18 protein-coding genes are annotated in these 25,935 nt (G+C 72.3%); 11 read left to right on the forward strand and 7 right to left on the reverse strand.

All coding sequences use genetic code 11. The features are described 5' to 3' along the window. Nucleotides 1-3: 3 nt before the first annotated feature. Nucleotides 4-1,296 (reverse strand): MFS transporter, encoded by a 1,293-nt coding sequence (locus ACZ7LS_RS20810; RefSeq protein WP_382871837.1) that lies wholly within the window; start codon nt 1,294-1,296, stop codon nt 4-6. A 150-nt stretch (nt 1,297-1,446) separates the two neighbouring features. Between ACZ7LS_RS20810 and ACZ7LS_RS20815 the strand changes: the two genes are divergently transcribed. The 4 genes from ACZ7LS_RS20815 to ACZ7LS_RS20830 all read left to right on the forward strand — a co-directional run bounded on the left by ACZ7LS_RS20815 (nt 1,447) and on the right by ACZ7LS_RS20830 (nt 10,023). Further along, nucleotides 1,447-2,157, forward strand: a complete 711-nt coding sequence (locus ACZ7LS_RS20815; protein ID WP_382529953.1) for a GntR family transcriptional regulator — start codon at nt 1,447-1,449, stop codon at nt 2,155-2,157. A gap of 61 nt (nt 2,158-2,218) precedes the next feature. Continuing rightward, nucleotides 2,219-3,766 (forward strand): hypothetical protein, encoded by a 1,548-nt coding sequence (locus tag ACZ7LS_RS20820; RefSeq protein WP_385136666.1) that lies wholly within the window; start codon nt 2,219-2,221, stop codon nt 3,764-3,766. 612 nt (nt 3,767-4,378) lie between these two features. After that, nucleotides 4,379-5,290 carry a hypothetical protein gene (locus ACZ7LS_RS20825; RefSeq protein ID WP_385136665.1) on the forward strand — a complete coding sequence of 304 codons (912 nt, stop codon included), beginning with the start codon at nt 4,379-4,381 and terminating at the stop codon, nt 5,288-5,290. 32 nt (nt 5,291-5,322) lie between these two features. Then, complete coding sequence (locus ACZ7LS_RS20830) at nt 5,323-10,023, forward strand: hypothetical protein (protein WP_385136663.1); 4,701 nt, start codon at nt 5,323-5,325, stop codon at nt 10,021-10,023. On the opposite strand, the gene ACZ7LS_RS20835 is transcribed toward ACZ7LS_RS20830, so the two are convergent. Beyond that, nucleotides 9,992-10,588 carry a hypothetical protein gene (locus ACZ7LS_RS20835; protein WP_385136661.1) on the reverse strand — a complete coding sequence of 199 codons (597 nt, stop codon included), beginning with the start codon at nt 10,586-10,588 and terminating at the stop codon, nt 9,992-9,994. The two genes, ACZ7LS_RS20830 and ACZ7LS_RS20835, sit on opposite strands and share 32 nt — an antisense overlap. Before the next feature lie 415 nt (nt 10,589-11,003). Here ACZ7LS_RS20835 and ACZ7LS_RS20840 point away from each other — a divergent pair, with 415 nt between their 5' ends. Genes ACZ7LS_RS20840 through ACZ7LS_RS20855 form a run of 4 tightly spaced genes read left to right on the forward strand, consistent with a single transcriptional unit; the run spans nt 11,004 to nt 15,288 of the window. Further along, a complete protein-coding gene (locus ACZ7LS_RS20840; RefSeq protein WP_382529943.1) occupies nt 11,004-13,856 on the forward strand; it encodes a nitrate- and nitrite sensing domain-containing protein in 2,853 nt (950 codons plus the stop codon). Beyond that, nucleotides 13,853-14,293, forward strand: a complete 441-nt coding sequence (locus ACZ7LS_RS20845) for a roadblock/LC7 domain-containing protein (protein ID WP_129772813.1) — start codon at nt 13,853-13,855, stop codon at nt 14,291-14,293. Before ACZ7LS_RS20840 ends, ACZ7LS_RS20845 begins: the two co-directional genes overlap by 4 nt. Before the next feature lie 10 nt (nt 14,294-14,303). Continuing rightward, nucleotides 14,304-14,699, forward strand: a complete 396-nt coding sequence (locus ACZ7LS_RS20850) for a DUF742 domain-containing protein (protein ID WP_129772814.1) — start codon at nt 14,304-14,306, stop codon at nt 14,697-14,699. Next, entirely contained in the window at nt 14,680-15,288 is a 609-nt protein-coding gene (locus ACZ7LS_RS20855) for a GTP-binding protein (RefSeq protein WP_382529941.1), read from the forward strand. The genes ACZ7LS_RS20850 and ACZ7LS_RS20855 overlap by 20 nt, the downstream gene beginning before the upstream one ends. 117 nt (nt 15,289-15,405) lie before the next feature. Here ACZ7LS_RS20855 and ACZ7LS_RS20860 read toward each other — a convergent pair whose 3' ends face one another. Continuing rightward, nucleotides 15,406-15,816: an Mpo1-like protein gene (locus ACZ7LS_RS20860; protein ID WP_382675281.1), complete on the reverse strand. Its 411-nt coding sequence runs from the start codon at nt 15,814-15,816 to the stop codon at nt 15,406-15,408. A 125-nt stretch (nt 15,817-15,941) separates the two neighbouring features. Beyond that, complete coding sequence (locus tag ACZ7LS_RS20865) at nt 15,942-16,748, reverse strand: M15 family metallopeptidase (protein ID WP_382881107.1); 807 nt, start codon at nt 16,746-16,748, stop codon at nt 15,942-15,944. A 91-nt stretch (nt 16,749-16,839) separates the two neighbouring features. Here ACZ7LS_RS20865 and ACZ7LS_RS20870 point away from each other — a divergent pair, with 91 nt between their 5' ends. Beyond that, complete coding sequence (locus ACZ7LS_RS20870; RefSeq protein ID WP_382675276.1) at nt 16,840-17,391, forward strand: NUDIX domain-containing protein; 552 nt, start codon at nt 16,840-16,842, stop codon at nt 17,389-17,391. 136 nt (nt 17,392-17,527) lie between these two features. Here ACZ7LS_RS20870 and ACZ7LS_RS20875 read toward each other — a convergent pair whose 3' ends face one another. Continuing rightward, nucleotides 17,528-19,903 carry a glycoside hydrolase family 31 protein gene (locus ACZ7LS_RS20875; protein WP_385136657.1) on the reverse strand — a complete coding sequence of 792 codons (2,376 nt, stop codon included), beginning with the start codon at nt 19,901-19,903 and terminating at the stop codon, nt 17,528-17,530. A 248-nt stretch (nt 19,904-20,151) separates the two neighbouring features. Between ACZ7LS_RS20875 and ACZ7LS_RS20880 the strand changes: the two genes are divergently transcribed. Then, nucleotides 20,152-22,143, forward strand: a complete 1,992-nt coding sequence (locus ACZ7LS_RS20880) for an acetoacetate--CoA ligase (RefSeq protein WP_385136655.1) — start codon at nt 20,152-20,154, stop codon at nt 22,141-22,143. A gap of 63 nt (nt 22,144-22,206) precedes the next feature. After that, the gene (locus ACZ7LS_RS20885; protein WP_385136653.1) at nt 22,207-23,184 is read left to right on the forward strand and encodes a hypothetical protein; all 978 of its coding nucleotides are present in this window, start codon (nt 22,207-22,209) and stop codon (nt 23,182-23,184) included. Between the two features lie 83 nt (nt 23,185-23,267). On the opposite strand, the gene ptsP is transcribed toward ACZ7LS_RS20885, so the two are convergent. Further along, the gene (gene ptsP / locus ACZ7LS_RS20890) at nt 23,268-24,938 is read right to left on the reverse strand and encodes a phosphoenolpyruvate--protein phosphotransferase (protein ID WP_385136651.1); all 1,671 of its coding nucleotides are present in this window, start codon (nt 24,936-24,938) and stop codon (nt 23,268-23,270) included. A 90-nt stretch (nt 24,939-25,028) separates the two neighbouring features. Continuing rightward, nucleotides 25,029-25,478 (reverse strand): PTS sugar transporter subunit IIA, encoded by a 450-nt coding sequence (locus tag ACZ7LS_RS20895; RefSeq protein WP_385136649.1) that lies wholly within the window; start codon nt 25,476-25,478, stop codon nt 25,029-25,031. Nucleotides 25,479-25,935 lie beyond the last annotated feature (457 nt).

The following is a 25,935-nucleotide window of genomic DNA, read 5'->3' on the forward strand; positions in this document are numbered from 1 at the left end:
GAGTCACCTTCCGATCGGTTCGGGTACGAGCAGTTCGCGGCCGCGGGTCTCGGGCAGCCCGGTCAACGCGAGTACCGCGAGACCGTAACCGACCGCGCCGAAGACCAGAGCGCCCCCGACGCCCCAGCTGGTGGCCAGGAAGCCCACCAGGGTGGGGAAGAGCGCGCCCACGGCCCGCCCGGTGTTGTACGTGAAGCCCTGGCCGGTACCGCGTACGGCCGTCGGATACAGCTCGCTGAGGAACGAGCCGAAGCCGCTGAAGATGGCCGACATGCAGAAGCCGAGCGGGAATCCGAGGACGAGCAGCAGACCGTCCGCCCCCGCCGGAATGTTGGTGTAGGCCAGGATGGCGACGGCGGACAGGACGGCGAAGATCGCGATGTTCTTCTTCCTGCCCAGCCGGTCGGTGAGATAGCCACCGGTCAGATAGCCGGTGAAGGCCCCGCTGATCAGGAAGGTCAGATAGCCGCCGGTGCCGACCACCGTGAGGCCGCGCTCCGTCTTGAGATAGGTCGGCACCCAGGTGGCGAGCGTGTAGTAACCGCCCTGCACGCCGGTGGACATCAGCGTCGCGAAGAACGTCGTACGGAGCAGGTCCCCGCGGAAGATCGCGCTGAACGAGCCCTTCTCGGCGCTCTCGCGGCGCTGCGCGGCGGCCTCGGGCGCGTCGTGGACGTTCCGCCGTACGTAGACGATCAGCAGGGCGGGCAGCGCGCCCGTCCAGAACATCACGCGCCACGCGGTGTCCGCGTCCAGGAACTGGAAGACCAGCGTGTAGACGAGGACCGCGAGCGCCCAGCCGGCCGCCCAGGCGCTCTGGACGGCACCGAGCGTACGGCCGCGGTGCTTGCCGGAGGCGTACTCCGCGACGAGGATCGCGCCGACCGCCCACTCGCCGCCGAAACCGAGCCCCTGGAGGGCGCGGAAGACCAGCAGCGTCTCGTAGTTGGGCGCGAATCCGCAGAGCACGGTGAAGACCGCGTAGGTGATGACGGTGATCATCAGGGCCCTGACCCGGCCGATGCGGTCGGCGAGTACCCCCGCGACCGCCCCGCCGATGGCCGAGACGACGAGGGTGACGGTGGTGAGCAGCCCCGTCTGGCCGTTGTCGAGGCTGAAGTACGCGGCGATCGCCACCATGGACAGCGGCAGCGTGAAGAAGTCGTACGAGTCCAGGCCGTAGCCGCCGAACGCGCCGGCGAAGGCCCGGCGCCCCTGCGGCCCCAGGGCCCGCAGCCAGGCGAACGCGCCGGTGTCCTCGGGAGATCCGTCCTTGCTCAGACGTGCTTGGGTCATGCTCATCTGCACCTCGCAGGAAGGGGAGTGTGCTGGGACCGTGAGCTGAGAAGACCGTAGGGGATTGTTCAACGATCCGACAAGAGACTTGTTGTTTCGTTCTTGCTTCTACGATGAGTCCGTACGCGAACGGAGACGGAAGAGGGCGCTGTGGCGACGAGCGGGACCGAACTCGGCGAGCTGGCGGACGACCGCCCCCTGCTGGGCCGTACGAGCACGGCGGAACGGGTCGCGGACATCCTCCGGACGCGCATCGCGGAGGGCTACTTCCAGCCCGGCGAACGGCTCTCGGAGGAGTCGATCGGAAAGGCGCTGGTCGTCTCCCGCAACACCCTGCGCGAGGCGTTCCGGCTGCTCACGCACGAGCGGCTGCTGGTCCACGAGCTCAACCGCGGGGTCTTCGTGCGGGTGCTCGCGGTCGAGGACGTCGAGGACATCTACCGCACACGCCGGCTGATCGAATGCGCCGTCGTACGCGGCCTCGGCGAACCCCCGTTCGCGCTCGACGGCCTGGAGAAGGCGGTCGCCAACGGCACGCGGGCGGCCCGCGAGGGGCGCTGGAAGGGAGTCTCGACCGCGAACATCCACTTCCACCGCGAACTGGTCGCGCTGGCGGGCAGCGTACGCACCGACGAACTGATGAGCGCCGTACTGGCCGAACTACGGCTCGCCTTCCACGTGGTGGACGACCCGCGCCTGCTGCACGAGCCGTACCTCGTACGGAACCGGCAGCTCCTGGAGTCCCTCGGAGCCGGCGACAGGGACGGCACGGAACGGATGCTCGCCGCGTATCTGGACGACTCGCGCGAACAGCTCGTGGAGGTGTACGCGAGGCTCGTCGCCGAGGACGGGACCGAGTGAGACAGGGGCCGCTTCCGCACCGTTTCGCCCGTTGTCGGTGCGAGGACATAATCTGTGCAGCGTGACTTCGCCTGCCCCGACGGACTTCGTTCCGCCCCAGCTCAGCGCGGGGCCGCGGCCCGCACAGGGCCCGGCCGCCGACGAAGGGCTCGCGCGGCGGCTGCGCGCGCTCGCCTGCACCGCGCCGCTGCACGACCTGGACACCCGCAAGGCCAATCTCGCGGGCGAGTACTCCGTCTACGCGATGGCCGAGGTCGCGCTCTCGGCCATCGATCTGGTCACGCTGAACATGGACTTCGACACCGGCGCCGACCACGAGCAGATCGTGTCCAGACTGCTGCCACGCGTCGCCGCGCAGGCACCCCGCCGCCCGGTCGCGGAGCATGAACGCGTCGCCCGCTGGGTGCTGGAGAACCTCATCAACGTCGGCAGCGTGGACCGCGGATTCCGCGCGGTGTACGGCACGTTCGGCACCGACGGCGTCTACACCCGCAGGGACTACGACTTCAAGCTCATCGAAGAGGTCCCGGGACACGGCGGCAGCGTCTTCCTCCGGACCACCGACGAAGCGGTCAACGTCCTGGTCGGCGCGCTCGACACGGACGTCACCAGCGCGCAGATCGCCGCCGAGGTCAAGCTCGAAGTGCTGATCAGCCGCGGCAGGCTGGCCGACGCCCAACTCGCCGCGGAACAGGCCAGATACCGCACCGTGCAGTACGCGGAGACGCTCCGCAGGACGCTGGAGGCGACCCGCCGCAACGTACGGGCGGTCGACTGGCTCAACGCCGTACCGGACCTGATCGACGAAGCCCTCGACCATGTCGCCGACCGGTACCGCCACGAGAACGCGATCCTGACGAACATCCGCAAGGCCCGCGACGAGGCCGAGACCGGCGCGGACCCCAAGACGGCCGAGCACAAGCGGCGCGCGGCCGAGCTGGTCGACATCGTCAAGGACTGCATCCGCCGGCACACCCAGCTCCAGTCCCGGCTGCTGGAGGCGGGCCCGCTCTTCCGCGCGGAACAGGACCGGCAGGCCTTCGCCCGGCCCACCGCCCACACGGGCCTCGACCTGTACGGACAACTGCTCGCCCCGCTGCTGCCGCTCCCCGTCGAGCGGGCGGCACGCGTGACGGACGCGTTCTTCGCCCGCGGCACCGGCCCGCGCACGCCCGTCTCCGTACGCGTCGGCGACCTGATCGACCTGCTGCTGACGCCACCGGTCGAACGGGAACACCTGGGCGCGGAGATGCCGGAACCGGACCTGATCGCGACCCCGGACGACAGCCGCTTCACCGAGGAACAGCTGGCGAGCGCGAAGGAACTGCTCGACCTGGAACACGACGCGCCGCGCCGCCTCTCGGGCCTGCTGACGGAGGCGCGCCGCCGCGATCCCGAACTGCCGTATCTGGTGGCGCTACTGGCCATCCACGCGGCGAGCCCGCCGGTGGGGACGGCGTACCGGCAGGGCGAGGAGAGCGTGCTGTTCGCGGTGGACGACGGCACGCGGCTGGACGACGTGGAGTTCGGCGGGGCGGACTTGATCGTGGGAACGGCCCGCCTTGGCGCGGGGCGCGCGGTGCGCGCGGGGCGGGGCGAGGGTGCGTGAGTTGTGGCTGGGGGTCGTGATCGGGTGCGGGTTGCTGGGTGCGGGTGCGTTTCGGCTGGGGGTGGTGGTCGGGTGGCGCTCCGGGGCTCGCGCCCGGGACGGCATGCCGTGCTTTCCCGGGGGACACCCCCGGACCCCCGTACGGCGCGCAGCCGGCCACAGTCAGGAAACGGGCGTTCGCGCGCCACACATCACGCTTTAGTGTCCCGGACACGCCCCCTGCGCGCCCCCCTTCACCGCCCGCACAAGCCACGCGTTCGTGCGCGAGGGTGGGCGGGGGAGGCGGCGACACCCTCCCGCACCGGGGCGGCAAGTGGTCCGGGCCACCGGGCCGCACCCGACCCCACACCCCCACCAGGGCGGTGGGTTGCGGGACGACCACCGGGGGAGGGGTCGGGGGTGTAGGAGGTGCGTGTCCGGACTCTGAAGCGTGAGGTGTGGCGCGCGGACGCCCGAACCAACGACAGGGCAGAACGCGCCGTAAATCATGCCGTCCGGACATGTGCCTCCGGAGGCCCCGGGCCCCGGCACCAGCCGCACGAAACCGCAACCCAGCACACCGCAACCCAGCACACCGCAGCCCAGCCCAGCGCACCCGCACAAGGAGACCCCGTGAGCGACCACCACGCCGAGCACCCCGCCGCGTGGACCGAGACCGACGCCGACGCGGCCGAGACCACGACCCCCGCCGGCTCCGCCGGCCACGTCACGCCCGCCGACGCCGCCGACGCCGCCCGCCTCGTCTCCTTCGGGCTCCAGCCCAAGCTGCTCCCCGCCCGCGACGCCGAGTACACCGGGCTCCTCCGCCGCTACCGCGAAGACCCCGCCTTCGCCCGCGTCGCCGACGCCGTCGCCACCGGCTTCGGCCTCGTCGTCCTGGAGGTCTCCCCGCGCGCCGGCATGGCCGTGACCGCGGGCGAGGACTCCGTTTTCGCGGTCCGGATGGGCGACTACGCCCGCCGCGCCGCCACCGACTCCGCCGACCGCTTCCTGCACGGCCTCGCCCATCTCGCCGTCGCCGCCATGGCGTTCCCCCGCCCCGCCGACCTCGCCGACGACGGATACATCGGCCGGATCACGGTCAACGGCGTCGACGCGTTCGTACGGCAGGCGTGCCGCCGGCTGGAGGAGCGCGCCGAGGAGGCGGGGGAGAACACCGACCCGTCGACCGGCGAACCGGGCCTGGAAGCCGCCTGGCGGATCTACGCGCGGCGCAGCGCCACGGGCGCCACCAAGGACGCCCGCAGGCTGGCCGGTTCCACGACCGGCATCGTCGGCAAGGCCGTCGCGTTCCTCACCGACTCCGGTTTCCTCCAGCGCACCGGCGACGACGCGGGCGGCGCGTACCGCACCACCGCCCGCTACCAGCTCCAGGTCCGCGACATGGCGGGCCACGCGGCCATGGCCGAGCTGCTGGAGCTGGGCGTCGTCCCCGTCACCGACGGCTCGGCCACCCTGCTGCCACCGCCCGAGGGTGACGATCTGGAGCTGGCCGCCGACGCCGGCCTGCCGTTCCACGCCTGACCCCGCCCCCCACCACGACGAGAGTCCCCGCCATGTACGAGCTGTCCCGGGTCCGCCTCTACTCCATCGGCCCCGCCGGTGCGCGCTACGCCGACACCGTGCTCGATCTGCGCGGAGTGGGCGCGCCCGTGCCCCACCCCGCCCCCGCCCAGGCGGAGTTCTTCGAGGAGGAGCCGGTCGGCCCGCCGCGCCGGCCCGCCCCCGCGGGTGTGCTCTTCCTGGAGAACGGCGGCGGCAAGTCCGTGCTGCTCAAGCTGATCTTCTCGGTGATGCTGCCGGGACACCGCAATACGCTCGGCGGCGCCAGCTCCGGCGTGCTGCGGAAGTTCCTCCTCGCGGACGACTGCGGACATGTCGCGCTGGAGTGGCAGCACACGCTCACCGGTGAACTCGTGGTGGTCGGCAAGGCCAGTGAGTGGCGCGGCCGTCAGGTGTCCAACGACCCGCGGAAGTTCGCCGAGGGCTGGTACTCCTTCCGGCCGGGCCCCGGGCTCAGTCTCGACTCGCTGCCCGTCGCCGAGTCCACCGCCGTCCGGCCGCCCGTGGAGGGCGCCTCGGGCGCCCGGGGGAGGCGGCGCACCATGAAGGGTTTCCGGGACTGCCTGACCGAGGCGGGCAAGTTCTATCCGCATCTCGACGTCCACTGGGAGGAGATCCACGACCGCTGGAACGAGCACCTCGGGGATCTGGGCCTGGACCCCGAACTCTTCCGCTACCAGCGCGAGATGAACGCCGACGAGGGTGAGGCGGCGGGCCTCTTCGCGGTCAAGAAGGACTCCGACTTCACCGATCTGCTGCTGCGGGCCGTCACCGACACCCGGGACACGGACGGGCTCGCGGATCTCGTCGGGGGGTTCGGCAACAAGCTGGGCCGCCGCGCCGAACTCACCGCCGAGCGCGACTTCACCGCCGGCTCGGTCGATCTGCTCGGCCGGATCGTCGAGGCCGCCGACACCCGCGCCCGTGCCCGTGACATCCACGCGGGCGCCGAGCGCCGGGCCCGTACGCTCGTACGGCGGCTCACGGCCCGCGCGGCGGAGGAGCGGGAGCGGGCCGCCGACCTCGCCCGGCAGGTGACCGCCGCCGCCCATACGGTGACCTCGGCGGAGCAGGAGCGCGGCCGAAGCGCGCTGATCGCCGCCGAACTGGCCTACCGGCACGCCTCGCTGGCCCTCACCGTCGCCGAGAAGCGCGCCGCCGCCCAGCGCCGCGAGCTGACCGACGCCCGTACGCTGCACTCCGCCTGGCAGGCCGCCGAGGCCGTGCTGCGCCACCGCGCCGCCGCCGACCGCTCCGCGCGCGTGGCCGTCGCCATCCGGGAGGCCGAGCGCGACGCCGCGCCCGCGCTGGCCGCGCGGGCCACCGCGGCGGCCGATCTCGTACGCGCGCTGCACGCCGCCGCCGAGGACGGCGAGCGCCTGGCGAACGAGGAGGAGGAGCGTTCCGCCACGCTCCAGGAGACGGGCGAGGCCGCCCACCGCGACGCGACCTCCGCGGCCACCGAGGCCCAGCGGGCCCGCAGCGAGGCCGGGCATCTGCGCCAGCGGCTCGCGGAGGTCGGCCAGGAGACGGCCGAGGCGGTACGCGCGGGCTGGCTCGACGACACGGCGCCCGACGCCGATCCGGCCCGCGCCGCGCTGGCCGCGAGCGACGCGGAGAAGTCCGCGGTCGCCGGCTGGGACACCGCGCGCGAGGCCGCGCGCACGGCCGCCGACCTGGCCAGGGAGGCGGCCTCGGCGGAGTCCCGCGCCGAACTGGCCGCGGCCCGCGCCGCCGACGCCGCCCAGGCCGCGGAGCACGCGTACGACGCGGAGCGCCGCGCGGCGGAGTCGATCGCCCAGGACGAGCGCCTGTCCGAACTGCTCAGCCTGCCCGCGACGGCCGCCGCCCTGGCCGCGGTCCCCGCGCCACGGGACGGCACGGGCGACCGGGACACGGACCCCCCGGCCCGGCCCGCCTCCCGGCGTCCCGCCGACGGGCCGCTGAGCCCCGAGGACCTCGACCGGTACGCCGACGAACTGCGCGAACTGCTCGACCAGGGCGTCACCTCCGCCGAGCGGCAGCTCTTCGACCTGCGCACCGCCGCGGCCGACGACTCCCGTATCCTCGGCGCGCTCGGCGACGGCGGGCTGCTGCCGCCGGGGCCCGATGTCCTCGCCACCGTCGAGTACCTCGGCGAGCACGGCATCCCCGCCCTTCCCGGCTGGCGCTATCTGGCCCAGGCCGTGGACCCGGGCGACCACGCCGCGGTGCTGGCCGCCAGGCCGGAGCTGGTCGACGGCGTCGTGATCACCGACCCGGCCTCGCACGCCCGCGCCCGCGAGACCCTCGCGGGCGCCGCCCTGCTGCCGCGCTCCGCCGTCGCCGTGGGCACCGCCGCCGCGCTGCTGGCCCCCGTACCGGGCCCCGGCTCCGAAGGCCCGGCCGACACCGGGGTGTTCCTCGTACCGCCGAACCCGGCCATGCACGACGAACACGCGGCCGACGAGGAGCGCCAGGCGCTGCGCAGCCGCGCGGCGGACCGCGACGAGGAGATCCGGGTGCTCGCGGCCCGGCTCGCCGGCGACCGTTCGCTCGCCGCCCGGCTCGGCTCCTGGCGGGCCGACTGCCCGCCAGGCATGCTCCTGGAGCTGGCGGCCGCGGCGAGGGCCGCCAGGGAATCGGCCGAGGCGGCCGCCGCCTCCCTCGCCGAGGCCCGTACGGCACGCGCCGAGGCGGACGAGGCCGCCGCGGACACCGCGCGGGTACGCGACGAACGGCAGGAGGCCGCACAGCGCGCCCGCCGCGCCGCCGACGCGCTGGCCGGTCTCGCGTTCCGGCTCCGGGAGCGCTCGGGATGGCAGGCGAAGCTCCGTGAACTGGCCGACGACGCCGCCGAGTCCGAGGCGCGCGCGGCCGTGTGCCTGGAGCGGGCGCGCGCCGCCGACGAGGACCGCAGGGCCGCCCAGCGCGCCGCCGACGACGCCCGCCGCACCGCCCGCGCCCTGCGTGCCGAACGCGCCGAGATCGCCGGCGCCCCGGAGAACATCCCCGAGCCGGACGCGGACGCCCCGCGCGCCGCGCTGCCCGCCCTGCGCGAGGCCTACCGCGCCGCCTCCCAGCTCTACGAGAAGGTGGGCGTCGGCGCCGATCTGCGGGCCGAGCAGGCGCGCGCGGAGAGCGACGAGAGCGCGGCACTCGCCGAGCTGGACCGGCTCACCAACAAGGTCCGCACCCGCGCCGCCCAGCTCCTCGAATCCACGGACGGCGCCGACGGCCCGTCCCGCCAGGCCGCCGCCGCCCGCGCCGAGTCCCTCGTCCAGATGCTGGAGTCACGCGCCTCCACCGCGAGTGAGCAGCTGGGCCGGTTCCGCGGCGAGGCCGAGCGGCTCGCCCCCGAGGACGGCGACGCGCACACCGAACTGCCCGCCGAGCTGGTCCCGGCCGACGCCGAGCGGGCCCAGACCCTGCTGCGTACCGCCACCACCGAACTGGCCGTTCGGACCGACGCGCTGGAGACCGCGCGGGCCGCGCACGGCGAGCTGCTGTACGCGCACCGCGCCGCCGAGGACGGCGCGGGCGGCTTCGACGAGACGGCCGCCCTTCTGCGCGATCTGCTGCGCGGCGCGGCGGCCGACGACCACGACCCGAAGCGCGGCGACGAGGAGGCGTCCCAGGAGCCCGAGCCGTACCCCGGCACGCTGGAGGAGGCGCGGCACTCCACGGCCGAGGCCCGCCGCTCACTGCGCGCCTGCGCGGCCGACCTCTCCGCGGCGGAAGCCGGCGTACGGGAAGCCTGCGACGTGCTCGTGCGGCACGCCAACGCCACCCGGTACGAGCAGGTCCGCACCCCCGCCCGTCAGCAGATCCGCGAACTGCCCGCGTCCGCGCTGCCCGAGCACGCCGCCGCGTGGGCCCAGGCGTTCGCGCCCCGGCTGCGCGTACTGACCGACGAGCTGGCGCAGTTGGAGCGCAACCGCGACTCCATCGTGGACCGGCTGCGCGGACTGGTCGAATCCGCGCTGACGACGCTCCGTTCCGCCCAGCGGCTCTCCCGGCTGCCCGAAGGGCTGGGGGAGTGGTCGGGCCAGGAGTTCCTGCGAATCCGCTTCGAGGAGCCGGACCGTGCGACGCTCACCGAGCGGCTCGGAGAGGTCGTCGACGAGGCGACCCGCGCGGCCCTCAAGACGAACTCCGATCTGCGCAGGGACGGAATGTCCCTGCTGCTGCGCGGAGTTCAGGCCGCGCTCCAGCCCAGGGGCGTCGCCGTCGAGATCCTCAAGCCCGACGCCGTACTGCGTGCCGAGCGGGTCCCGGTCGGACAGATGGGCGATGTCTTCTCCGGCGGCCAGCTGCTCACCGCCGCGATCGCCCTCTACTGCACGATGGCGGCTCTGCGCAGCAATGACCGGGGCCGTGACAAGCACCGGCACGCGGGCACGCTCTTCCTCGACAATCCGATCGGCCGCGCCAACGCCACCTATCTGCTGGAGCTCCAGCGCGCGGTCTCCGATGCCCTGGGGGTGCAGCTCCTCTACACCACGGGTCTCTTCGACACCACCGCGCTCGCGGAATTCCCGCTGGTCATCCGGTTGCGCAATGACGCGGATCTGCGCGCCGGACTGAAGTACATCAGCGTGGAGGAGCATCTGCGCCCCGGCCTGCCGCAGCAGGACCCGGACGGCGAGACCGTGCACGGCGAGATCACCGCGACGCGGATGTTCAAACGGACGCCGGAGCCCGTCGCGGAGTAGCGGCGCCGGACCCGGCCTCCTGGCCGCCTGCCTCGTGGCCGCCGGTCTCCGGAGCGCCCGTCTCCGGAGCGCCGGTCTCCGGAGCGCCCGTGTGCGGAGTACCCGTTCCCGGAGCGCCGGCCCCTCCTCCGGCCCGGGCCCCGCGTCGTATCCGGGCCCCTCCCCGGTCCGCACTCCGCGCGGCGGCCCGCGCCGCGCGCCTGGCCCTGCGCCGCTCCCGGCGCAACTGGCGCGCGGTGCTGCTCGGTACGGACACCACGCCGCCCCGCTGGTTCCACATCTGGCGCGTCACCCATACGTCCATCACACCCCAGGTCGCCACCACCGTGGAGGCGACACTGCTCAGCACCATCGGGAACGCCAGCCAGGAACCGGCGAGCGTGCTGAGAAACGCGATCGTGGCCTGAATCAGTGTGATCGCGGCGATGATCACCGCGCGTACAGCGGCCGTTCTGACCGCGTCCGGCATGCGGTACCGCTTCGCGGGCTCCTCGACCCAGAGCCCGCGGGACACCTCCCTGAACGCCTCCGCCGACTCCGCACCGCGCCGCCCGTCCGTCTCCATGGACCGTCACTCCCCACCCATGTCCGTCTCAAGGGTGACTGCCCGGCTCGCTCCGCTTCACGCCGGCCATGGAACCGAGTGTGATACGCGAAACCGCCCGCAGTGCTCCCAACTAACCCCTGATCCCCGCACACAAGGACGAATGGGAGGGCCGGAAGATTCCCGGAGGATCGGCGAACATTAAGTTTCAGCCATCTGTTCCGGCCGGATATCTACCGTCCCGTCTGCTCTTGGTCAGGCGCGTCAAGGAAGCCAACTCGCCGAATACCAGGACAACTCATGATCAAGGTGCCAAGGGGCGGCCGAAAAACATCCGGATGTGTCTTCGAGTTGCCGGTGCGACAGTAGTAGGCTCGCGCCGTTTGTTGACGGAGAATCTCCCGCAGCCGGGCGGGAGATCGAGCTGGGGGAGGCCATGCGCTTTCGCGGGAAATCCATCCGCCGGAAGATCGTGGCGCTGCTGCTCGTGCCGCTCGTCGCGCTGACCGTCCTCTGGGGACTGGCGACCACGCTCGCAGGCAGCCAGGCCAAGCAGCTCATCGATGTCAGACATGTCATCAAAACCGTCGGCAACCCCGTCGAGGAGTCGGTCGGTGTCCTCCAGAGCGAACGACGGCAGACGCTCATCTTCCTGGCCGACCCCACGGCCTCGGACTCACTGACCGAACTCCGGGCCCGCCGCGGCGACACCGACCGGAGCCTGGCCACGGTCAGAAAAGCCGAATCGGCGGTACGCGACCAGCTGGACGACATCTCGGCCGAGCGGCTCGGCCGGCTCGTCGGCTCCCTCGAAGGCCTCGGGCTGATGCGCCGCTCCGTGGACGAGAGCACGGTCACCCGGGAGAAGGCGCTCGCCTTCTACAACGGGCTCGTCGACCCCAGCCACAACTTCCTGGCCTCCCTGTACGGACACGAGGACGTCGACGGCGACAACTGGGGCCGGGCGCTGATCGGATTCGACCGCGCACGGGAGATGCTCTCCCGCGAGGACGCGCTCGTCGCCTCCGCGCTGATCGCGCGCAGAATGACCCCCGAGGACGTCCGCGCCACCTCCGACCTCGTCGCCAGCCGCACGCTGCTCTACGAGACCAACCTCGCCGACCTGCCGCTCTCGGACCGCGCGACGCTCGAACAGTACTGGCGCACCCCCGCCACCCTCGCGCTGCGCGAGGCGGAGAACCGTCTCATCTCGGCGGGCGCCACCGAGAGTCCGAAGACGGTCGACGCCGTCGGCTGGCAGCAGATGACCGCCTCGGTCCTGGAGGACCTGACCCGCGAGAGCGACGCGGCCACCGCGCTGTACCGCGCCCACATCGACCCCGTACGCAACGACATCTTCGTACGGGTCGGCTTCGCCGCCGCGCTCGGCCTCGTCGCCCTCCTCGTCTCCATCATCGTGTCCGTACGCGTCGGCCGTGATCTGATCCGCGACCTGTCCCGGCTCCGCAAGGAGGCCCACGAGGTCTCCGGCGTACGCCTGCCCAGCGTCATGCGCCGGCTCGCGGCGGGCGAACCGGTCGACGTGGAGACCGAGGCACCGCGGCTCGACTACGAGCGGGACGAGGTCGGCCAGGTCGGCCAGGCCCTCAACACACTCCAGCGCGCCGCAGTCGAGGCCGCCGTGAAACAGGCCGACCTCCGGCGCGGCGTCTCCGAGGTCTTCGTCAACCTCGCCCGCCGCAACCAGGTCCTGCTCCATCGTCAGCTCACGCTCCTGGACACCATGGAGCGCCGTACGGAGGACACCGAGGAGCTGGCCGACCTCTTCCGCCTCGACCACCTCACCACCCGTATGCGCCGGCACGCCGAAGGTCTGGTGATCCTCTCCGGAGCCGCTCCCTCCCGGCAGTGGCGCAAGCCCGTCCAGCTCATGGACGTGGTCCGCGCGGCGGTCGCCGAGGTGGAGGACTACGAGCGCATCGAGGTCCGCAGGCTGCCGCGCATCGGCGTCGGCGGGCCCGCCGTCGCCGACCTCACCCACCTCATCGCCGAACTGCTGGAGAACGCCACGGTGTTCTCGCCCCCGCACACCGCGGTACAGGTGCACGGCGAGCGGGTCGCCAACGGATTCACCCTGGAGATCCACGACCGGGGTCTCGGGATGGCGCCCGAGGTCCTGCTCGACGCGAATCTGCGGCTCGCCGAGACTCCTGAGTTCGAGCTGTCCGACACCGATCGCCTCGGCCTGTTCGTGGTCAGCCGGCTCGCCCAGCGGCAGAACGTACGCGTCTCGCTCCAGCCCTCGCCGTACGGCGGGACCACCGCGATCGTGTTCCTGCCGGTCGCGCTGCTCACCGACGCGCCCGAGACCGAGGGCACCGGCTTCCGGCTCGACCGCAAGACCGCCACGGAGCGTGGCCGCCATCGCGCCGACGGCGGAGGCGGCGGCCGGCGCACCGCGCTCGCGAAAGTCCCCGCCGGACTCGGCGGCGACCCGTCCGTGCTCGACGGCCCGGTCGAACTCGAACCTCCGGTCCGCGCTCTCGACAGGGAGAGCGGTCCGCTGCTCGGCGGAGGTGACGGCATTACCGATATCGAGGACACGGAGAGCGAACGCGGCGGACTGTTCCGCGCGCGGGAGCATCTCCGCGACTCCAGCCTTGAGGTCCGGCCGTACGCCGGCGACGACGGACGCGACCCGTACGGCGGCCGGGACACCGGCGACGCCCGTGACGGCCTGCTGGGCCGGGACGACACGCGCGGCGTACGGGACGACGCCCGGGACTTCCGGGACCGGCGCGACGGCCGGCCCGTCCCGCCGCCGCGCGACCGGCGCGGACAGCCGCAGCGCCCCGTGGACGCCACCGCGTCCGAGCGCCCGGCCGGACTGCCCCGCCGCAAGCCCCCGATCCTGGTCGTGGACCGCGGCCGGCGCGTGGACGAGCCGGGCCGCGCCCTGCCCGAGGCGGCGCCGGACCCGGCGCCCGGCGGCACGGGCCGCACCTGGTCCGGCGTACCGGCGCAGCCCTCACGCTCCTCGGCACCGGGCGGGCAGCCGTCCGACGGAGCCCCGCCCACGATCGACGGACTGCCCCGCCGGATCCGGCAGGCAAGTCTGGCCCCCCAGCTGAGGGACACCGCCCAGGACCGGGGCACCGGCTCCACGCCCGCCACGGGCCAGGAAGCGGAGCGGGACGCGGACGAAGTGCGCAGCCGTATGGCTTCGCTCCAGCGGGGCTGGCAGCGTGGTCGTCAGCAGAACGATGCCGAGGACTCCACCGGCCCCGGCGAGATACAAGGAACCACATCGGAGGGGGACGGTCGATGACCGCACCGAACGCCGCAGCACGCTCCATAGACCCCAACGTCGTCGGAGAGCTCAACTGGCTTCTCGACGAGCTCGTGGACCGGGTCGCCAGCATCCGTAAAGCGGTGGTGCTCTCCGGGGACGGGCTCGCCACAGGAACGTCCAAGGACCTCACGCGTGAGGACGGCGAGCACCTCGCGGCCGTCGCCTCCGGATTCCACAGCCTCGCCAAGGGCGTGGGCCGGCACTTCGAGGCGGGCAAGGTCCGGCAGACCGTCGTGGAGCTGGACGACGCGTTCCTCTTCGTCACCGCGGCGGGCGACGGCAGTTGTCTGGCCGTCCTGTCCGACGCGGACTCCGACGTCGGACAGGTCGCCTACGAGATGACGCTCATGGTCAAGCGGGTCGGCGTCCACCTGGGTACCGCCCCACGTACCGGCCTGCCCGCCGGAGGGTGAGCGGGCTGCGATGAGCGAAGGCGATCAGGATCAGCAGCACTGGTTCGACGGCGAAGCCGGACCGGTAGTACGTCCGTACGCGATGACGCGTGGCCGCACCAGCAGCGCGACGCGCCACCGGCTCGACCTGATCGCGCTCGTCGTCTGCGAACCCGCGGCCGGTGACCCCGGCCGGGACCAGACGCTCTCCCCCGAGCACGTGGAGATCGTCGAACGCTGCTTCACCAGCCCCCAGTCGATCGCCGAGCTGGCCGCGGGCCTCGACCTCCCCGTCGGGGTGGTCAGGGTCCTCGTCGGCGATCTGGTGGAGGACGAAATCGTGCACGTAACCCGTCCTGTTCCGCCGGCCGAACTGCCGGACGTGAACATTCTCCGCGAGGTGATCAATGGTCTTCGGGCGCTCTAGCCGCAGGCAGCGTCCGGCCGAACCGGTGACGCTGAAGATCCTGGTCGCCGGGGGCTTCGGGGTGGGCAAGACCACTCTCGTGGGCGCGGTCAGCGAGATCAGACCGCTCCGCACCGAAGAGGTGCTGAGCGAGGCCGGCCGGCCCGTCGACGACGTCGACGGCGTCGAGGGCAAGACGACCACCACGGTCGCCATGGACTTCGGCCGGATCACGCTCCGCGAGGACCTGGTGCTGTATGTCTTCGGCACCCCGGGCCAGGACCGCTTCTGGTTCCTCTGGGACGAGCTGGCCCAGGGCGCCCTGGGCGCGGTCGTACTGGCCGACACGCGCCGTCTCGCGGACTCCTTCGCCGCCGTCGACTACTTCGAACGGCGCGGAATCCCGTTCACCGTCGCCGTCAACTGCTTCGAGGGCGCGGACCGCTTCCCGAGCGAGACCGTACGGTCGGCACTCGACCTCGACCCCGAGGTCCCCCTGGTGATGTGCGACGCGCGCGAACGCGAGTCCGTCAAGGAAGTGCTGGTGGCGGTCGTCGAACACGCGATGACCTTGGCCGCGCGGCAGCGCGAGCACGCGGCCACGACCTGACGCGTACGGACCGCTCCGTGGGGACCGGACCGTAGGGACCGCCCCGTACCGGCTGCCCCTGCGTGTGCCGCGCCCGCGTCCCCGCGCCGGTGGGGCAGGGACGCAGGGGCGGCCCGCTCAGGGGCGGTTCGCGGCGAGCCACTTGGCGGCGGTCTCCGCCAGCTCACTGTCACGGCCCGCCAGCATCATCCGGATCATCTGCGCGTCACCACGCAGCGACCATGCCGGATGGCCGAACGTGGCGGGATTGTTCTTCTCGATCAGGAAGTGGGCGGGCCAGGCCGTCCCGTACCCGATCAGCGGCAGGGCCGCCATGTACCGCTTCCGGCCGCGCGCCAGCCCGTAGGCGCTGACCGCGAGGCCGGTGAGCGTGCCGGTGAGATGGAGCCAGCGCGTCGCCGCCTTGGAGTGCATGGCGACGTAGTAGGGCCAGAACTCCTCGTACGAGTCGAACGTCCGCGGCTCCGCCGGCTGGCGCTCGTTCGTCTGTCGCTCAGCCGTCCGCCGCTCATCTGTTCTTTGCGCCATACGGGCACCGTAATTGCTTTTCGGTGAACCGGGAACGGGTTCCGCGCGTCCCACCGGAAGACGGCCGGCCGGAGTCCACGGGGGTGGCCCCGGTCGGCCGTCGTGCTTCCGTCCCGCTGCCGCTCTCAGCTCCCCAGGACCGAGCGCCACGCCACCGGGAAGTCGAAGTAGCTGTCCGGGAAGGTCTCCGGCTTGTGCGTGAAGTGCCACCACTCCTCGGGCAGATTGGTGAACCCGACACCGGCCAGCGTCGACTTCAGGAGCTGCCGGTTCGCGCGCTGCCGGCCCTGGACGCGTGGGTCGTCGGTGTGCGCGAGCGTGTCGAAACAGTCGAAGCCCGTGCCCATGTCGACGGAGTTGTCGGGGAAGCGCTCGGCCTTCGGCCCGTAGCAGGGCTCGAGCTTCTCACCCGGCCGGTACGGCCGCGTCGGCAGGGCGGGCAGCTCGACGATCGTCAGATCGACGGTGCTGCCACGGCTGTGCCCGGACTTCTCCGCGATGTAACCGTCCGCGAACAGCCGGGACTTGTCGACGCGCGGATAGAACTCCGGCTTCATGCGCTCGTCCTGGAGATCCTCGGCCCACCGTACGAAGTGGTCGACGGCCCGCTGCGGCCGGTAGCAGTCGTACACCTTCAGCGAGTACCCCTGCCGCAGCAGCTTCCGCTGGGCGGTGCGCAGCGCCTCGGCGGTGGGGCGGGTGACGAGACAGACCGGCTGCCGGTAACCGTCGACGGGTTCGCCCACGAAGTTGTGCGGGGTGAGGTAGCGCATCTCCTGGATGATCGTCGGCGCGACCGTGCGCAGGGCCACGAACTCCTTCGGGGCCACCGGTTCCGGCGTGGCGCCCGCGGCGGGTGCGGTGGCGGCGACGGTCAGCAGGGCGGCGGCGGAGGCGGCCAGCACGCGCAGTGTGGATATCAGACGTGTCATGAGCACCTTCGTCTATCAGCTCCGGGGGTCCCGGGGAAGAGGGATCCGGCTCCCGGGACCGCGGGGAAGCGGCGTCGGATACAGTCCGCGCGTGTCCGAGTCCCAGAAGAAGCCCGCGGTGGCGCGTTCGCACTGCGACAGCTGCGGAACGCCGTACCCGCCAGGGGCCGGCTGGCCCCGTACATGCGCGGCCTGCGGCGCCACCGCCTATCTCAACCCGCTGCCCGTCGCCGTCGCGCTGGTACCGGTGACCGACGACGAGGGCACCGCGCTCGTCGTCATCACCCGCGCCATCGAGCCCGCGTACGGCGGTCTCGCCCTCCCCGGCGGTTTCATCGACCGCGCCGAGGACTGGCGGCACGCCGTCGTACGGGAGCTGCGCGAGGAGACCGGCATCGAGGCCCCGGCACACGACGTACGGCTCGCCGACGCGCTCAGCTCCCCCGACGGTCATCTGCTGCTCTTCGGGCTGCTCCCGGAGCGCCCGGCGGCCCTGCTGCCGCCCTCGGTCCCGACCGAGGAGACCGCGGGCAGGCACCTGCTGCGCGGCCCGGCCGAGCTGGCGTTCCCGCTGCACACGGAGGCCGTACGGGCCTGGTTCGCGGGCCGCTACGGGACGGCGGGCACGGCGGGACGCCGCTGAGCGCGGAGCGCCACGACGGACTCACACCCCCGCGCTCCTGGCCGGCCACGGCGACTCCGCGCCCCGGCCCGGCTCAGCGCCCCGCGACTGGTACCGGCCCCGGCTCAGCGCCCCCGCGCCCCGCGTCGGCCCCGGCTCAGCGACCCCGTACCCGCACCGGCCACTCCGCCTCCACCGCGCCCTCGTCCGTCACCCGCTCCACCCGTACCTCGCCGTTCACCAGCCGCGAGGTGTAGCGCTCCACCTGCACCTCCGCCTCCGCCTCCGCCTTACGCGGCCCCTCGCCCGGGTCCTGTACCACCAGACCGCCCCCCGAACGCCCCGCGGCCGGAGCCCATACCTCCAGTTCGGGCCGGCCGTCCTCGCCGCGTATCGGGATCACCGCGCCCGCACGCGCCAGGACCGGGATCCGTGAGAGGGGCGCGTCCAGCAGCACCTGGCCGGGGCCCTCGTACGCCTTCTCCGTGGCCGTGTCGTACCACCGGCCGCGCGGCAGCCGCACCGCCCGCCGGTCCGTACCGCGCTCCAGCACAGGCGCCACCAGCAGCGCGTCACCGAGCAGGAACGTGTCCTCGCAGTCGCGCAGCGCCCGGTCCTCGGGCGAGCCCCACCACACCGGACGCGCATACGGCGCCCCCGTCAGCCGGGCCAGCTGAGCCAGCGTCACGAAGTACGGCCGCAGCCGCTCCCGCCCGCCGAGCGCGGCCCGCGCGTGTTCGAGCACCTCGGGGCCGAACTCCCACGGCTCTCTGCGCCCCGCGTCGATCGCCGCGTGCGTACGGAACAGCGGCAGATACGCCCCCAGCTGGAACCAGCGCAGATACAGCTCGGGCGTCGGATTCCCGTCGAAACCACCCACGTCTGGACCCGAGTACGGCACACCGCACAGCCCGAGACCCAGCACCAGCGAGAGCGAGGCCCGCAGCCCCGGCCAGCCGGTCGACACATCGCCCGACCAGGTGCCGCCGTACCGCTGCATCCCGGCCCAGCCGGAGCGCGAGAAGAGGAAGGGCCGCTCGTCCGGTCGCAGCCGCCGCAGCCCCTCATAACCGGCCCGCGCCATGGTGAGCCCGTACACATTGTGGGCCTCGCGGTGGTCGCCGCCCCTGCCCTCCAGCTGATGCCTGGCCGAGCGCGGCAGGGTCGTGTCCCCGAACGGCGCGAAGGACACCGGCTCGTTCATGTCGTGCCACACCCCGGCGAACCCCTGCGCCAGCCGCTCCTCGTAGAGCGCGCCCCACCACGCGCGCACCGCCGGATCCGTGAAGTCCGGATACACGCACTCGCCGGGCCAGACGACACCGAGCACCTCACGCCCCCGTCCGTCCCGTACGAACGCGCCGGCCTGACCGACCGCGCGCCCGCTCTCGTACACCGCGTTCCCCCGCTCCGCCTTCACCGCCGGATCGACGATCGAGACCAGCCGGACCCCGTCCGCGCGCAACTCCTCGGCGAGCCCCGGCAGATCGGGGAAGCGCTCGCGGTCCACGGTGAAAACCTGATGCGCGTCGTAGTGATCGATGTCGAGATGGAGCGCGGACAGCGGCAGCCCCCGCTCCCGGTACCCCGCGACGACCCGCCGCACCTCCCGCGCGCCGCCGAACCCCCAGCGCGCGTGCTGCGGCCCCAGCGCCCAGGACGGCGGCGGTACGGGCGCCCCGCTCAGCGCCGTCCAGCTGTGCAGCACCCGCGCGGGTGTACCGGTCACCACCCAGCAGCGCAGCGGCCCGCCGTCCATCCGCAGCTCGCTCGTGCCCGGCCGGTCATGCCCCGAGCCCGCGCCCTCCTCGCCCTCCCGCAGCGTGACGCGGCCGTCCCAGGAGTTGTCATGGAACGCCAGATGCGTCCCGGCGTCGGCCACCACCAGCTGCACGGGCATCGTCACGTACAGCGGATCGTCGCCGGGACCGAAACCACCGCCCGGATCGGTGTTCCACAGCCGGTACGCACCGTCCCGCAGCCGAGGCCCGGAAGCGCGCCCGCCCAGGCCGAAGAAGCGCGCGTCGGCGGGAACCTCGGTGCGCTGCACCCAGCGCGCGGGTCCGCCCGCGACCGGCTCCCACCAGCGCGGCGGCAGCTCCCGGCGCAGCACGACACCCCCCGGCGTACGCACCTCCACCCCGCCGTTGCGCGAGATCGCGACCGTCACCCGCTCCGACACCACCCGCCAGCCGCCGTCCTTGTCGGGTTCGAGCCCGGCCCGGGGATCGGGCTCCGGCGGAACGTCCGCGAGCGCGTACGAGGGCAGCGGCTCCGCCCCGTCCCATCCCCAGAAGACGGCGCCGCCCACCATGACGCACACATGCAGCTCCGCGCGCGCGAACCGTACGGTGCCACCGCCGGGCAGCGACTCGGCGCCCGTGACAGGCCCCGGCACCCGGGCCCGCTCAGGACCGCGGGGCGCCAGCTCTCTGGCGTCCGTCCGCCGTTGGCGCCAGGCGGACCGCACCGCGCGCAGCCCCTGCACCGAACCGACCACTTTCATCGAACGCACCAGTTCACGACCGTCCATGCTGCTCAGCCTGCCATTCGTCCGGAGCGTCGGACGCTCCGTTCAACTCCCGTTCACCTGTGGTCGGGGCACATATCTGCCTGGCCGACCATGGAGAAGCCACCCTGGTGCGAAAGACGATCACATGGCATCGTCCGTCTCAGTCGCGTACACGCGCACACCCCGCACGTGCGCGCGGCCGGCGCACACCAGCGTCGAGTGCACCAGCGTCGATCATCTCAGCGCCGAGTCAGCCCGGGAGCCGCCCCATGACCACAGCAGCAAGCCCCGCCCCCCTCTGGCAGCCGGGCCCCGACCGTATCGCCGCCGCCCGGATCACCCGCTTCCAGGACTGGGCCGCCGAACGGTACGGCGCTCCGGCCGAGGGCGGCTACGCGGCGCTGCACCGCTGGTCCGTCGACGAGCTCGACACCTTCTGGGCCGCCGTCGCCGACTGGTTCGACGTACGGTTCACCACCCCCTACGAACAAGTCCTGGGCGACCGCACCATGCCCGGCGCCCAGTGGTTCCCCGGCGCCACTTTGAACTACGCGGAACACGCACTCCGTACCGCCGAGGACCCGGCGCGCGCCCATGACCCGGCGCTCCTCCATGTTGACGAGACATATGAGGTGACCCCGGTCAGCTGGACCGAGCTGCGCCGCCAGGTGGTAGCACTCGCCGCCGAGCTGCGCGCCCTCGGCGTACGCCCCGGAGAGCGCGTCAGCGGCTATCTCCCCAACGTCCCGCAGGCCGTCACCGCACTGCTCGCCACCGCGGCCGTCGGCGCGGTCTGGACCTCCTGCGCCCCCGACTTCGGCGCACGCGGTGTGCTCGACCGCTTCCAGCAGGTCGAACCCGTCGTCCTGTTCGCCGTCGACGGCTACCGCTACGGCGGGAAGGAACACGACCGTACGGAGACCGTCGCCGAGCTGCGGCGCGAACTGCCCACCCTGCGGGCCGTGGTGCATGTCCCGCTCCTCGGCACCCCGGCTCCCGAAGGCGCCCTGGAATGGGCTGACCTCATCGCGGGCACCGCCGCGGCCGGATCCACCCGGCCCGTCTTCGAACCGGTCCCCTTCGACCACCCCCTCTGGGTCCTCTACTCCTCCGGCACGACCGGCCTGCCCAAGGCCATCGTCCACTCCCAGGGCGGCATCCTCCTGGAGCACTTCAAACAGCTCGGCCTGCACTGCGACCTCGGCCCCGGGGACCGGTTCTTCTGGTACACCTCCACCGGCTGGATGATGTGGAACTTCCTCATCTCCGGCCTGCTCACCGGCACCACGATCGTGCTGTACGACGGCAGCCCCGGCTTCCCCGCCGTGGACGCCCAGTGGGGCATCGCCGAACGGACCGGCGCCACCTTCTTCGGCACCTCGGCCGCCTACGTCATGGCGTGCCGCAAGGCCGAGGCGCACCCGGGCCGCGACCACGACCTCTCCCGCGTGAAGTGTGTCGCCACCACCGGTTCACCCCTGCCGCCCGACGGATTCCGCTGGCTCCACGACGAGGTGGCCGAGGACCTGTGGATCGCCTCCGTCAGCGGCGGCACCGACGTGTGCAGCTGCTTCGCGGGCGCCGTACCCACCCTCCCCGTCCATATCGGCGAACTTCAGGCGGCCTGTCTCGGAACGGACCTCCAGGCCTGGGACCCGCACGGCCACCCCGTCATCGGGGAGGTCGGCGAACTGGTCGTCACCAACCCCATGCCGTCCATGCCGATCCGATTCTGGAACGACCCCGACGGCAGCCGCTACCGCGACAGCTACTTCGAGCTGTACCCCGGCGTCTGGCGCCACGGAGACTGGATCACCCTCACCGACCGGGGCTCGGTCATCATCCACGGCCGCTCCGACTCCACCCTGAACCGGCAGGGCGTCCGCATGGGCTCCGCCGACATCTACGAAGCCGTCGAACGGCTCCCCGAGATCCGCGAATCCCTCGTCATCGGCCTGGAGGAACCGGACGGCGGCTACTGGATGCCGCTCTTCGTCCACCTCGCCCCGGGCGCCGTGCTCGACGACACACTCCGTGACCGCGTCAAGGCGACCATCCGCGCACAGCTCTCGCCACGCCATGTGCCGGACGAGATCATCGAAGTCCCCGGAATTCCGCACACCCTGACCGGCAAGCGCATCGAAGTCCCGGTCAAGCGCCTCCTCCAGGGCGCGGCGCTGGACAAGGCGGTCAACGCGGGGTCCGTGGACAACCTCGAACTCCTCCGCTTCTACGAGAACCTCGCCCGCGAGCGCCACTGACCGCGTTGTCAGACCCCCCGGTTACTCTGAGTGAGCAATGATCGACCGTGCTCAGGGGGAGCCATGGCGCACACCGACCACAGCGAACAGAAAACCAGGACTTCGCGGCGCGGCCTGCGCCGCGAAGTCCCCAGCACCGTCGGCCTGCTGGCCGACGAGCGGGACTTCACCGCGATGCGGCGCTACCGCACCTTCACCTTCGACGACCACGCCGCCTATCTGCGGCAGATCGACGGACTGCTGAAATCCCTGGCATCCCAGGGCGTCCACACCACCGTCGCCCTCTTCGACCCGGAGGAGTACGCCGAGTACTGCGCGGCGTCCGGCCTCGACCCCGACACCGCGGAGAGCCGCGGCCGCTTCACGGCGCGCATCCCCGGAAGCGGCGCCGCCATCGCCTATACCGGCCAGCCCATCGACAGCCTCGTCCCACAACTCATCAGCACCGCTGTCCGCAGGGCCACCTGGGAGTACGCGACCACGCTCCTCGCCGACGTCGGAGAGTGCGCCGACTGCGGACAGGACATCGGGCGCGCCGCCTTCGACCGCGCCTCCCACCTGCTGCTCCGGCTGCTCGAAGGAGCCGGCTCCGGCACGCACCACCTCGTCTGCAGCGTGCCCGCCGCCGACGAGCAACTTCTCGCCGTCCTGCGCACCGAGGGCCCCGGCACCGGTCAGAACGGCACTCCTGGACCCGGCGAACCCGGCGAACCCGGTGGCCCTGGTGGACCCGATGGCCCTGTGGGCGCACCCGCACGCTTCGACTCGTCGCAGGCCACGGAATTCGTGAGCGTGCTGGCCGTCGGTATCGCGTTGGAGAGCGCCGGGGGAGTGGTGCTCCGTACGACCCGAGCCGGCGACCCGGACCGGCTGCACGGCTGGCGCCTCCAGCGCGGCAGCCTCGTTCCGCTCACCGTCGGCGAGGTCTTCAGCGCCTACTGTATCGACGCGTCCACGGGAGAGCCGGTCTCTCCCGAATCCGGTGTGGAGTACTGCGCCGGATTCGACCTCGGCCCTGACGACACCGGGACCCACCACTGAACGGAGCCGACGACAGAGGGGCTTCCCGCCCTGTGCGACGGGAAGCCCCTCCACAACTAGGACCGGAATCCGGCCCTCTCAGCTCACTCGCCGGACAGCACCGCCTGCGCGGCCTTGCGCGCTCCCTCGGCGGTGTCCGCGGCACGCGCGGCGGCGGCGGCACGCTCACACTGCGCCAGCGTGTGCTTCGCCAGAGCGGACCGTACATACGGGATCGACGCCGCGCCCATGGACAGCGACGTCACACCCAGCCCGGTCAGCACACAAGCGAGCAGCGGATCGGCCGCGGCCTCACCACACACCCCGCAGCTCTTGCCCTCGGCCTTGGCACCGTCGGCCGACAGCGCCACCAGGTCCAGCAGCGCCGGCTGCCACGGGTCCTGGAGCCGCGACACCGCACCCACCTGCCGGTCGGCGGCGAAGGTGTACTGCGCCAGGTCATTGGTCCCCAGCGAAAGGAACTCGACCTCCTGGAGAATCGAGCGCGCCCGCAGAGCGGCCGACGGAATCTCCACCATGGCCCCGAACTTCGCGCGCAGCCCCGCCTCACGACACGCGTCCGCGAACGCCTTCGCGTCCGTGCGGTCGGCCACCATCGGGGCCATGACCTCCAGATACACCGGGAGACCCTCGGCCGCCTTCGACAGCGCGGTCAGCTGCGTCCGCAGCACATCCGGATGATCCAGCAGACTCCGCAGACCACGCACACCCAGCGCCGGATTCGGCTCATCGGCGGGCGTCAGGAAGTCGAGCGGCTTGTCCGCGCCGGCGTCCAGCACCCGCACGACCACCCGGCCCTCGGGAAACGCCTCAAGCACCGCGCGATACGCGGCGATCTGCTTCTCCTCCGACGGCGCCTGCTTGCTGTCGTCCAGGAAGAGGAACTCCGTACGGAACAGCCCCACGCCCTCCGCGCCCGCCTCGACGGCCGCCGGAACATCCGCGGGACCGCCGACATTCGCGAGCAGCGGCACCTTATGACCGTCCGATGTCGCCCCCGGCCCGGTGGAGGCGGACAGCGCCGCCTTCCGCGCGGCGGCGGCCGCCTCAAGCTCGGCACGCTTCCCGGCGCCCGGCTGGACAAAGATCTCACCGGTGCTGCCGTCCACCGCGATCACGGTGCCCTCGGCCAGCTCACCGGCGCCCGGCAGGGCGACGACGGCCGGCACCCCGAGCGCGCGCGCCAGAATCGCGCTGTGACTGGTCGGCCCGCCCTCCTCGGTCACAAAGCCGAGAACCAGCGTCGGGTCGAGCAGCGCCGTATCGGCGGGCGCGAGATCACGCGCGATCAGTACATACGGCTCGTCACTGTCCGGCACACCCGGCATCGGAACGCCCAGCAGCCGGGCGACGATGCGATTCCGTACATCGTCCAGATCCGCGACCCGCCCGGCCAGATACTCCCCGGCACCGGCGAGCAGCGCGCGATACGAGGCGAACGCGTCGTACACCCCGCGCTCGGCCGTGCTCCCGACGGCGATCCGCCGCTCCACATCGGCCATCAGCTCCGGGTCCTGCGCCATCAGCGCCTGAGCCTCAAGCACCGCCTGCGCCTCGCCGCCGGCCAGATTGCCGCGGGCGATCAGATCCGCCGACACCGCCTCGACGGCCTGGTGAGCACGCCCCTGTTCGCGCTCCGCCTCCTCCGCCGGGATCGACTTGGCCGGGGGCTCCAGCATCGCGGTCCCCATGTGCCTGACCTCGCCGATCGCCACTCCGTGGCTGACCCCGACGCCTCGCAGCGTTGTCTCCATGTCACCCGTCTCCGGTTATGCGACGACCCGGTCGCCGCGAGGGATGTACGACGAGCGCACCGCGCCCGTCCCTGACATACGTCGACGGCGTCACTGCCAGCCGAAAAGTGCCTCGCCGGTCTTCACGTCGCCGTCCTCACGGAGGTCGGAGAGCGAGTCGGCGACGGCCTCAAGCGCCACGACGGGACAGATGGGCGACTTGCCCGCCTCTTCCACGGCGGAGGGGTTCCAGCGCACCACGGCCTGCCCGCGCGTGACCGTGTCGCCCTTGCTGACCAGCAACTCGAAACCCTCGCCATTGAGTTGCACGGTGTCGATGCCGAGGTGCGTCAGCACTCCGTGCCCGTCCGAGTCGACCACGACGAAGGCGTGCGGATGCAGGGAGACCACCACACCATCCACCGGTGACACGGCCTCACCGGGCTCCCGCACGGGGTCGATGGCCGTGCCCGGTCCCACCATCGCACCGGCGAACACCGGGTCGGGTACAGCGGGCAAACCGATGGCGCGTCCGGCGAGCGGGGCCGTCACGATGGTCATGGGGGAGCCTCCAGAGGCGGAGAAGTACGGGGCTGTCGTCACCGTCCGTGAGGGGGCGACGTGCTGTTCAGAAGGGTAAGTCATAGGAAGTGACGGTTCCGCGTGAGTGCAGCGGGTTGACGGACCATGAGTGCACCGAAACCGATTTGCCTGCGCCGACCGACCGCATGTACTGTCGTACTCCTGCCTGACCCCAACGCGACTTTGAGTCGGGGGTCGGCGGCACCTATCAAGCCTCGATCCCAACCTGATCTTCGCTTCGGCATGCCCGCGAAACGGTGGTCAGGGAGAACGAAAAGGCCTGATAGAGTTTGAAACACGAAATGCCGAAGGGAAAAGCCCGGAGGGACCGGAAACGGGACCAAAGGAAGCGTCCGTTCCTTGAGAACTCAACAGCGTGCCAAAAGTCAACGCCAGATATGTTGATACCCCGACCTGCCGGATGACCGGTGGGTTG

It is taken from the genome of Streptomyces sp. NPDC039430, from assembly GCF_055639435.1.